We start from the raw sequence: 14,221 nt of genomic DNA, 5'->3' as shown, positions 1-14,221 counted from the left end.
CATGGCACTCAATTCCGAAATCTCGCTGGCCACGCTGAACGACCTCACCGCGCAGTTCCGCGGCCTCAATCTCAACGAGCCCGAAACCTGGCCGGCCGCGCCGCGTGTGCTGTTCGCGGTCCTGGCGGCGGTGCTGGTGCTGGTGCTGGGCTGGCAGTTCTACCTGAGCGGCAAGCTCGACGAGCTCGATCGCAAGCACGCCGAGCAGGAAAGCCTGAAAGCGTCCTACCAGAGCAAGGTGGGGCAGGTCGCCAACCTGGATGCGCTGCGCAAGCAGAAGGCGGAAGTGGAGCAGCGCGTAGCGCTGGTCGAGCGCCAGCTGCCGAACAAGACCGAGATGGACGCGCTGCTGGCGGACGTCAACCATGCCGGCGTGGCGCGCGGCCTGCAGTTCGAGCTGTTCAAGCCGCAGGCTGCCGTGATGAAGCCCTATTTCGCCGAGATCCCGGTCAACCTGAAGGTCACCGGCCGCTATCACGACGTGGCGCAGTTCAACGCCGACGTGGCCGCGCTGTCTCGCATCGTGTCGATGCAGGGGCTGCAGTTCACCACGGGCAAGGACGGCGGGCTGGCGATGGAGGCCGTTGCCATGGCCTACCGCGCGCTCGATGCCGACGAACAGGCGGCGCAGCGCAAGGCGGAAGCGACCGCGGCAGCGGCCAAGAATGCCGCGGGAGCCAAGAAATGATGCCAGCGATCCAGGCTTCATGCGTGCGCGCCTGCGCCTGTGCGCTGCTGGGTGCCGCGCTGCTGGCGGCGTGCGGGGCCAGCGACGAGGACGGCCTGCGCCAGTGGATGGCACAGGCGCGCGCCGCCAAGGCGCCGCCGCCCGCGCCGCTGCCCGAGCCCAAGCCCTATGTGCCGCGCGATTACGCCGGCCGCAGCGCGCCCGAGCCGTTTGCCCAGAACAAGATCGGCGACCTCAACCGGGTCTTGTCCGAATCGCCGGAGTCCGGCCGGCGGCGAGAGCCGCTGGAGGACTACCCGCTGGAAAACTTCAAGATGCTGGGCGCCATGAAGAAGAGTGGCGACACATATGGCGTCGTGCAGGTAGACAACAAGATCCACCACGTCAAGGTGGGGCAGTATCTCGGCCAGAACTACGGCCGGGTGGTCCGCATCAACGATCAGGAGATCGTGTTGCGCGAATTGGTCCGGGAAGGGGTAGCCGAGTGGAAAGAGAAAATCACCAGCCTGAAGCTGGAGGGGTCGGCATGATCATGGGTCGCTGGTACCGGGCGCTTGCGGGCGCCGCGGTGATGATGCTTGCCTTGGCCGCGCCGGCAGCGATGGCGCAATCGACGACAGGCAACGCGGTCAAGCGCGTGGACGCCACCGCGTTGGGCGAGCAGACCGTCTTCACGGTCGAGATGGCGGGGCCGCTCGCGCAGAAGCCGGCGGATTTCACCACGCAGAACCCGCCCAAGCTTGCCATCGACTTCCTCGATACCGGCTTTGCGCCGGGCCGCGCGCAGTACGACTTCGGCGGCAAGCTGCTCAAGAGCGCCAACGTGGTGCAGATCGGCGACCGCACGCGCGTGGTCCTCGATCTCGCGCGCGTGGCCAGCTACCGCACCGAAGTCCGCGGCAACCAGTTCGTGGTGCTGCTCGACAACGTGGCGCAGAGCTCGCGCCCGGCGGCGCCGACCTTCGCGCCGAGCTCGGCGCAGGCGTCGCAGATGGCCGCCAACCGGCCCACCGTGCGCAATATCGATTTCCGCCGTGGCCCGGACGGCGCGGGCCGCATCGTGGTGGACCTGTCCTCGCGCGATTCCGGCATCAATATCGCGCAGCAGGGCCAGAACGTGGTGGTCGACTTCCTCAACACCGGCATGCCCGACGGCCTGCGCCGGCGCTACGATGTCAGCGATTTCGGCACGCCGGTGCAGGGCATGCGCGCCGGCGACAACAGCGGCAACACGCGCCTGACGATCGAGCCGCGCGGCAACTGGGAATACAGCTCCTACCAGACCGATACGCAGTTCGTGGTCGAGGTACGCCCGGTCAAGGAGGATCCGGCCAAGCTGATCAGCGGCGCGGGCTTCCGCGGCGAACGGCTCTCGCTGAACTTCCAGAACATCGATATCCGCTCGCTGCTGCAGGTGTTCGCCGACTTCACCAACCTCAACATCATCACCAGCGAAAGCGTGCAGGGCAACCTGACGCTGCGCCTGAAGGATGTGCCCTGGGACCAGGCGCTGCAGATCGTGCTGGACGCCAAGGGCCTGGCCTCGCGCCGCAACGGCAATGTGCTGTGGGTGGCACCCAAGGCCGAGCTGGCCACCAAGGAAAAGCTCGAGCTCGAGTCGCAGCAGCAGATCAATGATCTCGAACCGATTCGCAGCCAGGTGTTCCAGCTCAACTACCAGCGCGCGGAGGATGTGCGCCGCATGCTGCTCGGACTGGCCGCTGCTGGCGGTGTGGGTGCCGGTGCAGGTGCCGGAGCCATGTCCAGCATTACCCCGCTTGGTGGCGTGGGTGGCTTGACGACCGGCACGACGCGCATGCTGTCCAAGCGCGGTTCGCTGACGGCCGATCCCCGCACCAACCAGCTGTTCGTGTCGGATATCGCCATCAAGCTCGAAGAAGTGCAGAACTTCCTTGGCAAGATCGACATCCCGGTGCGCCAGGTCATCATCGAGGCGCGCATCGTCGAGGCCAACGACACCTTCAGCCGCAACCTGGGGGTCCGTCTCGGATTTGCGTCCAAGACGAGTGGTTCGGCCGTGGGTAACTCGATTACCAACGTGCTGAGCCCCGTCACGAACCCGATCTCGCAGGCCGGCACCTGGGACAACTCCCCGGCGCTGAGCCTGCCGGCGGCGGCGATCAATGGCGTGAATCCCAGCTCGGTGGCGGTGAGCCTGTTCAGCAACACCGCCGGCCGCTTCCTTGCGCTCGAGCTCTCGGCGCTGGAGGCGGACGGACGGGGCAAGATCATCTCCAGCCCGCGCGTGGTCACCGCCAACAATATCAAGGCGCTGATCGAGCAGGGCACCGAGCTGCCCTACCAGGCGGCCACCTCCAGCGGCGCCACCTCCGTGCAGTTCCGCAAGGCCAACCTGAAGCTGGAAGTGACGCCGCAGATCACGCCCGAAGGCAATGTGCTGCTGGACGTGGACGTCAACAAGGACAGCGTGGGCATCCAGACCACTGCGGGCTTCGCCATCGACACCAAGCACGTGCAGACGCAGGTGCTGGTGGAGAACGGCGGCACGGTGGTGATCGGCGGCATCTACAGCCAGACCGAGACCACCAACGTCAACAAGGTGCCCTTCCTGGGCGACATCCCGATCCTGGGCAATCTGTTCAAGGACAGCGCCAAGGTCAACAACCGCACCGAGCTGCTGGTGTTCCTGACGCCGCGCGTGCTCAACGAGAGCGTCTCGCTGAAATAGGCCCGAACTACGCCGGATACGCCGGATGCAGTAGACTGGCAGGCCGCATCGCTCGCGATGCGGCCTTTTTATTGCCCGGGCTGGCGGGCGCGGGAGCGGGGCAGGTCGAGGGGTGGGCCGCCGCAAGCGCGTTTCCTGCCACTTGCCCGGAATGCTCCGACATAAGAAGATGACGCTGTTTTCCACTGCGGTGGCCGGCCAGAGACCCGGCTTCCGCCCGATACGCCAGTGACAGTCACCCGCCCGAACCTTTTCTTTGTTGGCCTGATGGGTGCCGGCAAGACCACCGTCGGCCGAACCGTGGCCCGGCGCCTGAACTATCCCTTCTTCGATTCGGACCACGAACTCGAGGCGCGTTGCGGCGTGCGGATTCCGATCATCTTCGAGCATGAGGGCGAAGCCGGCTTCCGCGACCGCGAGGCACACATGATCGACGAGCTGAGCCAGCGCAGCGGCATCGTGCTGGCCACCGGCGGCGGCGCGGTGCTGCGCCCGGAGAACCGCGCCCACCTGAAGGCGCGCGGCACCGTGGTCTACCTGCGCGCCAGTCCGCACGACCTGTGGCTGCGCACGCGCCACGACCGCAACCGCCCGCTGCTGCAGACCGCGGACCCCAAGGGCAGGCTCGAAGCGCTCTATGGGGAGCGCGACCCGCTTTACCGCGAGGTGGCGGATTTCATCATCGAAACCGGCAAGCCCTCGGTGGCCCAGCTTGCTAATATGGTGTTGATGCAACTTGAAATGGCCGGTTTCAGCGTGTCCGCGGAAGAGCCCGAGGAGCCCGGGGAGCCGGGCGAACCCGGCGAACCCGGACGGGACGACGGCACGGACGCCGACACACTACCGGTGCAGGACCAGGATCACGATGATCACCCTTGAAGTCGACCTGGGGGAGCGCAGCTACCCCATCCATATCGGTACCGGCCTGCTCGACCAGGCCGAGTTGCTGCGTCCCCACGTGCGTGGGCAGCATGCCGTCATCGTCACCAACGAGACCGTCGGTCCGCTCTACGCGGCGCGGGTCGAGGCCACGCTGGCCGCGCTCGGCAAGACCGTGCGCACGGTGACCCTGCCTGACGGCGAGGCCTTCAAGCACTGGGAAACGCTCAACCTGATCTTCGACGCGCTGCTGACCGCGGGCGCCGACCGCAAGACCACGCTGGTCGCCCTCGGCGGCGGGGTGGTGGGCGACATGACCGGGTTTGCCGCTGCCTGTTATATGCGCGGCGTGCCCTTCGTGCAGATGCCGACCACCTTGCTGGCGCAGGTGGATTCCTCCGTGGGCGGCAAGACCGGCATCAACCACCCGCTGGGCAAGAACATGATCGGCGCCTTTCACCAGCCCAACGCGGTGATTGCCGATATCGACACCTTGCGCACGCTGCCGGAGCGCGAACTGGCCGCCGGCCTGGCCGAGGTGATCAAGCACGGCGCCATCGCGGATGCGGAGTATTTCGGCTGGATCGAGCGCAATATCCGCGCGCTCAATGCCTGCGACCCGGACACGATGGCATTGGCCGTGCAGCGCTCGTGCGAGATCAAGGCCGCCGTGGTGGCCCAGGACGAGCGCGAGGGCGGCCTGCGCGCCATCCTCAATTTCGGCCACACCTTCGGCCATGCCATCGAGGCGGGCATGGGCTACGGCGAGTGGCTGCACGGCGAAGCCGTGGGCTGCGGCATGGTGATGGCGGCAGACCTGTCGCACCGGCTCGGCTTCATCGATATCGAGACGCGTGCGCGCCTGGTGCAGCTCACGCGTGCGGCCATGCTGCCGGTGGTGGCCCCGGAGCTCGGCACGGACCGCTACATCGAACTGATGAAAGTGGACAAGAAGGCGGAAGCCGGCAGCGTCAAGTTCATCCTGCTCAGGAAGCTGGGCGAAGCCTTCATCACCACCGTTCCGGATTCCGACCTGCGCGCCACGCTGCAGCACGCGGTGCTCAGGCCTCCTACCGAGGCGCCGGTCGCCTGACGCGATCGGTTGTGCCTCGCAACCCCGGCCGGCGCGCACGCTCTGGCCGGATGCCGACCGGATGCCGCATGACCGACCTCGAAAGCCATCTCGCCCCTTACGCTGCCCGCTCCGCCCAGTCGCGCGGACGCGTGCACGCCGAACCGCCGTCGTCCTCGCGCAGCGAATTCCAGCGCGACCGCGACCGGGTCATTCACAGCACGGCCTTTCGCCGGCTGGAGTACAAGACCCAGGTATTCGTCAATCACGAGGGTGATCTGTTCCGCACCCGGCTCACGCATAGCCTCGAAGTGGCGCAGATTGCCCGCTCGATCGCCCGCAACCTGCGGCTCAACGAGGATCTGGTCGAGGCCATTTCGCTGGCCCACGACCTCGGCCACACGCCCTTCGGCCACGCCGGGCAGGATGCGCTGAACACTTGCATGAAGAATCACGGCGGCTTCGAGCACAACCTGCAGAGCCTGCTGGTGGTGGACGAGCTGGAAGAGCGCTATGGCGGCTTCGACGGTCTCAACCTGACCTTCGAGACGCGCGAAGGTGTGCTCAAGCATTGCTCGCGCGTCAATGCGTCGGCGCTGGGCGAGCTGGGCCGGCGCTTCATGGAGGGCACGCAGCCGTCGCTGGAAGCCCAGCTGGCCAACCTGGCCGACGAGATCGCCTACAACAACCACGATATCGACGACGGCCTGCGCTCCGGCCTGCTCACGCTCGAACAGATGGACGAGGTGCCGATGTGGGCCCGCCACCGCGCCGAGGCGATGGCCGCGTTCCCCGGCATCAATGGCCGGCGCGCCATCAACGAGACCGTCCGGCGCATGATCAATACCCTGATCGTCGACCTGATCGAGACCACCAGCCACAATATCGCCGCGGCCAACCCGCGCAATATCGACGCGGTGCGCGCTGCCGGCCCGCTGGTCGCCTTCAGCGCCGCGGTACGCGAGGAGGCCGCGACACTCAAGCGTTTCCTGTTCCGCCATCTGTACCGGCACTACCTGGTGATGCGCATGTCGGCCAAGGCGCAGCGCATCATCACCGACCTGTTCGACGTGTTCATGGCGGATGCGCGCCTGCTGCCGCCGCAATACCAGGCCGGGCAAGGCCGCGACCAGTCTCGCCTGATATCGCATTACATCGCCGGCATGACCGACCGCTACGCGATCCGCGAGCATCGCCGCATCTTCGCGGTCCACGAGGGCGCCGGCTGAGCCAGCCTGGCCAGGGCGCGCCGTCGGGGCGGCAGCCCCACCAATGAAATGGGGACGGATCAAGCTGCGTCTGGGCTATCATCGGGTTTTTGCGCCCCCCCCGGCGACTGGTCCGGCAGGGCGTCCGCTTCGAATCCCGCCCCCGATCATGGCCCGACTCCCTCGTTTTTCGCCCGCAGGCCTGCCGGCCCTCGTGTTGCAACGCGGCAACAACCGCCAGCCGGTTTTTCTCTGTCCCGACGATTACCTGCACTACCTGGATTGCCTGCGCATGGCGGCGCGCGAACACGATCTCGCCATCCATGCCTATGCCCTGCGGCCCAACCACGTGCACCTGGTGGCCACCCCGCGTCATGCCGACTCGCTGAGCCTGACCATGCAGGCGGTCGGGCGCCGCTATGCCCGCTATTTCAACCGCGCCGCCGGCCGCACCGGCACCCTCTGGGATGGCCGCTTCCGCTCGGCGGTGTTCGATCCCGCCGCCTGGATGCTGCAGGCGATGCTGTACGTGGAAGGCAATGCGGTACGCGCGGGCGACGTGGTCGCGCCGGATGGCGATCGCTGGAGCAGCTACCGCCATCACGCCGGCATCGAGGCCAGTCCTTTGGTAAGCGATCACTCCGCATACTGGGCTCTCGGCAATACACCGTTCGAGCGCCAGTCGAACTATCGCACGGTGGCAGCCGAGGGCTTGTCTTCGATGACGCTGGCGACGCTGCGCAGCCACGCCCACAGCGGCTGGCCGCTTGGTGACGCGGCTTTCCTGGCACAACTGGAGCGCCAGGGCAGCCGGCGCGTGCAACCGCTGCCGAAGGGCCGGCCCGCCGGTCGTGGCGCCGGGGGTGGGGAGGCCGAACCCGGGTCTGCGTAAGCGCGGACACCCGCTGCGCAGGGCAAGGGGCGATCGCCTCACAAAACGCCTTGCGGTGCACCAAAAAATAACCTGTCCCCAAATAATCACCATCCCCGTTGTGGTGCGGGATTAATTATGATCTGACCCCGTTTATTTTTTTTGCGGGACTGGGACGATTCTTTTATAGTTGCTCCACCCACATTCATTGTGCGGCGCGTCACGCTTGCGTACGCCGCTGCGGCCCCGCTTGTCCTCTCGTCATCCCGCTCCCGGTTCCGGCCGGCCCAGGTGGCAGAGTGCGGTCCCCGTTCCGGCCTGCCTTGCTGGCTGCGCAGCCCTCACCGGAATCAAGCCAGTGGACCAATCGCAATCCCAACCGAAGCAAACGATGGCGCAGGCCGCAGAGTCTGCCGTCGCCGCGCACGCGCCCACCTCGCTTCCGCAAGCCCAGGGCATGTACGACCCCGCCAATGAAAAAGACGCATGCGGCGTCGGCATGGTCGCCCATATCAAGGGCAAGAAGAGCCACGAGATTGTCCAGCAAGGCCTGAAGATCCTGGAAAACCTGGACCACCGCGGCGCGGTCGGCGCCGATGCGCTGATGGGCGACGGTGCCGGCATCCTGATCCAGGTCCCCGACCAGTTCTACCGCGAAGAGATGGCCAAGCAGGGCGTGACCCTGCCGCCGTCGGGCGAGTACGGCGTGGGCATGATCTTCCTGCCGAAGGAACACGCTTCGCGCCTGGCCTGCGAGCAGGAGCTCGAGCGCACCGTGCGCCTGGAAGGCCAGGTCGTGCTCGGCTGGCGCGATGTGCCGGTGGATTGCAATATGCCGATGTCGCCGACCGTGCGCACCACGGAACCGGTGATCCGCCAGATCTTCATCGGGCGCGGCCGCGACATCATGACCACGGACGCGCTGGAACGTAAGCTCTACGTGATCCGCAAGACCGCCAGCCACGCCATCCAGGCGCTCAAGCTCAAGCACGGCAAGGAATACTTCGTGCCGTCGATGTCGGCGCGCACGGTGGTGTACAAGGGCCTGCTGCTGGCCAACCAGGTCGGCGAGTACTACCTCGACCTGCAGGACCCGCGCGCCGTCTCGGCCCTGGCCCTGGTGCACCAGCGCTTCTCCACCAACACCTTCCCGGCCTGGGAACTGGCCCACCCCTACCGCATGGTCGCCCACAACGGCGAAATCAACACGGTCAAGGGCAACGTCAACTGGGTCAACGCGCGAACCGGCGCGATCTCGTCGCCGGTGCTGGGCGACGACCTGCCCAAGCTGTGGCCGCTGATCTATCCCGGCCAGTCGGACACCGCTTCGTTCGACAACTGCCTCGAACTGCTGACGATGGCGGGCTACCCGCTCGTCCACGCGATGATGATGATGATCCCGGAAGCCTGGGAACAGCACACGCTGATGGACGACAACCGCCGCGCGTTCTACGAATACCACGCCGCCATGATGGAGCCGTGGGACGGCCCCGCCGCGATCTGCTTCACCGACGGCCGCCAGATCGGCGCCACGCTGGACCGCAACGGCCTGCGCCCGGCACGTTTCTACGTGACCGAGGACGACGTCGTGGTGCTGGCTTCGGAAGCCGGCGTGCTGCCGTTCCCCGAGTCGCGCATCGTGCAGAAATGGCGCCTGCAGCCGGGCAAGATGTTCCTGATCGACATGGAGCAGGGCCGCATCATCGACGACAAGGAGCTCAAGGACAACCTGGCCAACGCCAAGCCCTACAAGAGCTGGATCGACGCCGTGCGCATCAAGCTCGACGAGCTCGACGCCAAGCCCGAGGACGTGGCCGCCGAGAAGAAGCCCGACGCGCGCCTGCTGGACCGCCAGCAAGCCTTCGGCTACACGCAGGAAGACGTCAAGTTCCTGATGGCGCCGATGGCGCTGTCCGGCGAGGAAGCCACCGGCTCGATGGGCAACGACAGCCCGCTGGCCGTGCTCTCGTCCAAGAACAAGACGCTGTACCACTACTTCAAGCAGCTGTTCGCCCAGGTCACCAACCCGCCGATCGACCCGATCCGCGAGAACATGGTGATGTCGCTGGTGTCGTTCATCGGCCCGAAGCCGAACCTGCTCGAACTCAACAACATCAACCCGCCGATGCGCCTCGAAGTGTCCCAGCCCGTGCTGGACTTCAAGGACATCGCCAAGATCCGCAACATCGAGCACTACACCGGCGGCAAGTTCCGTACGTATGAACTGAACATCTGCTATCCGCAGGCATGGGGCAAGGAAGGCATCGAAGCCCGCCTGGCCTCGCTGTGCGCGGAAGCCGTGGATGCCGTGCGTTCGGGCTACAACATCCTGATCGTGTCGGACCGCCGCGTCGATGCGGAGCACGTGGCCATCCCCGCGCTGCTGGCGACCTCGGCCATCCACCACCACCTGGTGGAGAAGGGCCTGCGCACCTCGGCCGGCCTGGTGGTGGAAACCGGCACCGCGCGCGAAGTGCATCACTTCGCCCTGCTGGCCGGCTACGGCGCCGAAGCCGTGCACCCGTACCTGGCGATGGAGACGCTGGCCGACATGGCGCAAGGCCTGTCCGGCGACCTCTCGCCCGAGAAGGCGGTCAAGAACTTCGTCAAGGCGATCGGCAAGGGCCTGCAGAAGGTGATGTCCAAGATGGGCATCTCCACCTACATGTCGTACACCGGCGCGCAGATCTTCGAAGCCATCGGCCTGTCGCGCGAACTCGTGCAGAAGTACTTCCACGGCACCGCGTCGAACGTCGAAGGCATCGGCATCTTCGAAGTGGCCGAGGAAGCGCTGCGCCTGCACCAGGACGCCTTCGGCGACAACCCGGTGCTGGACACCATGCTCGAGACCGGCGGCGAGTACGCCTACCGCATCCGCGGCGAAGAGCATATGTGGACCCCGGATTCGGTGGCCAAGCTGCAGCACGCGGTGCGTGCCGACGACGGCCGCGGCGCGTACCAGACGTACAAGGAATACGCCAACATCATCAACGACCAGAGCCGTCGCCACATGACGCTGCGCGGCCTGTTCGAGTTCAAGGTCGATCCGACCCGCGCGATTCCGCTCGAGGAAGTGGAACCCGCCAAGGAAATCGTCAAGCGCTTCGCCACCGGCGCCATGTCGCTGGGCTCGATCTCCACCGAAGCCCACGCCACGCTGGCCGTCGCGATGAACCGCATCGGCGGCAAGTCCAACACCGGCGAAGGCGGCGAGGACGAGAAGCGCTACCGCAACGAACTGCGCGGCATCCCCATCAAGCAGGGCGATACGATGCAGTCGCTGCTGGGACCGGAAGCCGTGGTGCGCGACCTGGAACTGCAGGCGGGCGATTCGCTGCGCTCGAAGATCAAGCAGGTCGCCTCGGGCCGTTTCGGCGTGACCGCCGAATACCTGGCTTCGGCCGACCAGATCCAGATCAAGATGGCGCAGGGCGCCAAGCCCGGCGAAGGCGGCCAGCTGCCTGGCCACAAGGTCTCGGACTACATCGGCAAGCTGCGTTACTCGGTGCCGGGCGTCGGCCTGATCTCGCCGCCGCCGCACCATGACATCTACTCGATCGAGGATCTGGCACAGCTGATCCACGACCTGAAGAACGTCAACCCGGCGTCCGACATCTCGGTCAAGCTCGTGTCCGAAGTGGGCGTGGGCACCGTCGCTGCCGGCGTGGCCAAGGCCAAGGCCGACCACGTGGTGATCGCCGGTCATGACGGCGGCACCGGCGCCTCGCCGCTGTCGTCGATCAAGCATGCCGGCACGCCGTGGGAACTCGGCCTGGCCGAAACCCAGCAGACCCTGATGCTCAATGGCCTGCGCAACCGCATCCGCGTGCAGGCCGACGGCCAGATGAAGACCGGCCGCGACGTGGTGATCGGCGCGCTGCTGGGCGCCGACGAGTTCGGCTTCGCCACCGCGCCGCTGGTGGCCGAAGGCTGCATCATGATGCGCAAGTGCCACCTGAACACCTGCCCGGTGGGCGTGGCCACGCAGGATCCGGCGCTGCGCAAGAAATTCCAGGGCAAGCCCGAGCACGTGGTGAACTTCTTCTTCTTCATCGCCGAAGAAGCCCGCGAGATCATGGCGCAACTGGGCATCCGCACCTTCGACGAGCTGATCGGCCGCGCCGACCTGCTCGACACCAAGCCCGGCATCGAACACTGGAAGGCACGCGGCCTCGACTTCGCCCGCGTGTTCTACCAGGCGCCGTTCCCCGCCGAGCTGCCGCGCTTCCACACCGACAGCCAGGACCACGGCCTGTCGCTCGAGGCCGGCAAGGCGCTGGACCACGTGCTGATCGCCAAGGCGCGCCCGGCCATCGACAAGGGTGAGCGCGTGTCGTTCATCCAGCCGGTGAAGAACGTCAACCGTACCGTCGGCGCGATGCTGTCGGGCGTGGTGGCCAAGCAGTACGGCCATGAAGGCCTGCCCGACGACACCATCCACATCCAGCTGCAAGGCACCGCCGGCCAGTCCTTCGGCGCCTTCCTCGCGCACGGCGTGACGCTGGACCTGGTGGGCGACGGCAACGACTACGTGGGCAAGGGCCTGTCGGGCGGCCGCGTGATCGTGCGCGCTCCGCACGAGTTCCGCGGCGACCCCACCCGCAACATCATCGTGGGCAATACGGTGCTGTACGGCGCCATCGCCGGCGAAGCGTTCTTCAACGGCGTGGCCGGCGAGCGCTTCGCGGTGCGCAACTCGGGTGCCGCCGCCGTGGTGGAAGGCACCGGCGACCATGGCTGCGAATACATGACCGGCGGCACCGTGGTGGTACTGGGCGGCACCGGGCGCAACTTCGCGGCCGGCATGTCGGGCGGCGTGGCCTACGTCTACGACGAGGACGGCCTGTTCGACAAGCGCTGCAACACCTCGATGGTCGCGCTCGAAGCCGTGCTGGCCTCCGCGGACCAGGAGAAGGGCCAGTCGCCCGCTTCCTGGCACAAGGTCGGCGGCAAGCGCCAGCTCGACGAGGCCATCCTCAAGGGCCTGATCGAGCAGCACTTCCGCTTCACCGGCTCGGAACGCGCCAAGGAACTGCTGGCCGACTGGACCACGACGCGCCGCAAGTTCGTGAAGGTCTTCCCGACCGAGTACAAGCGCGCCCTGGGCGAGATGTACGCGAAGGAACAGGAAGCCCGCGACAGCGACCGCGAAGCCATCGCGGCCTGAGCTAGACAGGCGGGGCCCGCGGGCCCGACCAAGCATGGGCGGCGGCGCTCTCTGCGCCGCCGGCTCACAAGATACTGACCTCACAGCGGGGCCGGCGCATGCGCCGGTGCCGCGCAGCAAGACCAAGGACGCAACATGGGTAAGGCGACTGGCTTTCTCGAATTTCCGCGCCAGAACGAAGGTTACGAGCCCGTAACCAAGCGCGTGAAGCACTACAAGGAATTCGTCTTCGCGCTGTCCGACAGCGAAGCGAAGATCCAGGGCGCGCGCTGCATGGACTGCGGCATCCCGTTCTGCAATAACGGCTGCCCGGTCAACAACATCATTCCTGACTTCAACGACCTGGTGTACCGCCAGGACTGGAAGTCGGCGATCGAAGTGCTGCACCAGACCAACAACTTCCCCGAGTTCACCGGCCGCATCTGCCCGGCACCGTGCGAAGCGGCCTGCACGCTGGGCATCAACGAACTGCCGGTCGGCATCAAGTCGATCGAGCACGCGATCATCGACAAGGCCTGGGAAGAAGGCTGGGTCGCGCCGCAGGCGCCCAGGCACAAGACCGGCAAGACCGTGGCCGTGGTCGGCTCCGGCCCCGCCGGCATGGCTGCCGCCCAGCAACTGGCGCGCGCCGGCCACGACGTGACCGTGTTCGAGAAGAACGACCGCATCGGCGGCCTGCTGCGCTACGGCATCCCCGACTTCAAGATGGAGAAGACGCTGATCGACCGCCGCATCGAGCAGATGCAGGCCGAAGGCGTGACCTTCCGCGCCGGCGTGATGGTGACCGACGGCGAACTGCCGGCCGGCATCCTGAACTACGCGCGTGAAACCATTTCGGCGCAGGCGCTGCAGGACCAGTTCGACGCTGTCGTGCTGGCCGGCGGCTCGGAAGTGCCGCGCGACCTGCCGGTGCCGGGCCGCGACCTGGACGGCATCCACTACGCGCTCGAATTCCTGATCCCGCAGAACAAGGAAGTCGCCGGTGACGCGCCCAACCCGATGCGCGCCGACGGCAAGCACGTGATCGTGATCGGCGGCGGCGATACGGGTTCGGACTGCGTCGGCACCTCGAACCGCCACGGCGCCGAATCGATCATCCAGTTCGAGCTGCTGCCGCAGCCGCCGGAAGAAGAGAACAAGCCGCTGGTGTGGCCGTACTGGCCGATCAAGCTGCGCACCTCGTCGTCGCACGACGAAGGGTGCGAGCGTGACTGGTCGGTGGCGACCAAGGAATTCGTCGGCGAGAATGGCAAGATCACCGCGCTGAAGGCCTGCCGCGTCGAGTGGAAGGACGGCAAGATGCAGGAAGTGCCCGGCAGCGAGTTCATCCTCAAGGCCGACCTCGTCCTGCTGGCGATGGGCTTCACCAACCCGGTGGGTTCGCTGCTCTCCGCCTTCGGCGTGGACACCGACGCACGCAAGAACGCCCGCGCTTCGACCGAAGGCGAGCGCGCCTACCACACCAACGTGGCGAAGGTGTTCGCCGCCGGCGACGTGCGCCGTGGCCAGTCGCTGGTGGTGTGGGCCATCCGCGAAGGCCGCCAGGCTGCGCGCTCGGTGGATGCGTTCCTGATGGGACACTCCGAACTGCCGCGCTGAGTCCGCGAAGGCTCTGACGCGCCGGCT

Annotated in this window: 9 protein-coding genes; all 9 read left to right on the top strand. The window is 66.6% G+C overall.

Features of this window, described 5'->3' with window-relative positions; translation table 11 throughout:
• Position 1: 1 nt before the first annotated feature.
• The 9 genes from AC1DKV_RS04345 to AC1DKV_RS04305 all read left to right on the top strand — a co-directional run bounded on the left by AC1DKV_RS04345 (position 2) and on the right by AC1DKV_RS04305 (position 14,194).
• Positions 2-688 carry a type IV pilus inner membrane component PilO gene (locus AC1DKV_RS04345; RefSeq protein WP_441618001.1) on the top strand — a complete coding sequence of 229 codons (687 nt, stop codon included), beginning with the start codon at positions 2-4 and terminating at the stop codon, positions 686-688.
• Positions 688-1,218: a pilus assembly protein PilP gene (locus AC1DKV_RS04340; RefSeq protein WP_441618168.1), complete on the top strand. Its 531-nt coding sequence runs from the start codon at positions 688-690 to the stop codon at positions 1,216-1,218. Before AC1DKV_RS04345 ends, AC1DKV_RS04340 begins: the two co-directional genes overlap by 1 nt.
• The gene (locus AC1DKV_RS04335) at positions 1,215-3,398 is read left to right on the top strand and encodes a type IV pilus secretin PilQ (RefSeq protein ID WP_441618002.1); all 2,184 of its coding nucleotides are present in this window, start codon (positions 1,215-1,217) and stop codon (positions 3,396-3,398) included. The genes AC1DKV_RS04340 and AC1DKV_RS04335 overlap by 4 nt, the downstream gene beginning before the upstream one ends.
• A gap of 267 nt (positions 3,399-3,665) precedes the next feature.
• Positions 3,666-4,277: a shikimate kinase gene (locus AC1DKV_RS04330; RefSeq protein WP_441618170.1), complete on the top strand. Its 612-nt coding sequence runs from the start codon at positions 3,666-3,668 to the stop codon at positions 4,275-4,277.
• Positions 4,264-5,370, top strand: coding sequence for a 3-dehydroquinate synthase (gene aroB, locus AC1DKV_RS04325; protein ID WP_441618003.1), 1,107 nt, complete (start codon positions 4,264-4,266; stop codon positions 5,368-5,370). Before AC1DKV_RS04330 ends, aroB begins: the two co-directional genes overlap by 14 nt.
• 50 nt (positions 5,371-5,420) lie before the next feature.
• Complete coding sequence (locus tag AC1DKV_RS04320; protein WP_441618005.1) at positions 5,421-6,578, top strand: deoxyguanosinetriphosphate triphosphohydrolase; 1,158 nt, start codon at positions 5,421-5,423, stop codon at positions 6,576-6,578.
• 148 nt (positions 6,579-6,726) lie between these two features.
• Entirely contained in the window at positions 6,727-7,449 is a 723-nt protein-coding gene (locus AC1DKV_RS04315) for a transposase (protein WP_441618007.1), read from the top strand.
• A gap of 370 nt (positions 7,450-7,819) precedes the next feature.
• Positions 7,820-12,595 carry a glutamate synthase-related protein gene (locus tag AC1DKV_RS04310; protein WP_441618009.1) on the top strand — a complete coding sequence of 1,592 codons (4,776 nt, stop codon included), beginning with the start codon at positions 7,820-7,822 and terminating at the stop codon, positions 12,593-12,595.
• A 135-nt stretch (positions 12,596-12,730) separates the two neighbouring features.
• Positions 12,731-14,194 carry a glutamate synthase subunit beta gene (locus AC1DKV_RS04305; RefSeq protein WP_441618011.1) on the top strand — a complete coding sequence of 488 codons (1,464 nt, stop codon included), beginning with the start codon at positions 12,731-12,733 and terminating at the stop codon, positions 14,192-14,194.
• Positions 14,195-14,221: the final 27 nt, after the last annotated feature.

The sequence above is a fragment of the Cupriavidus sp. 05T41 genome, from assembly GCF_056396525.1.
Note: the sequence above shows the minus strand (reverse complement) of the source record. Positions and strands in the feature narration are given on the sequence as shown.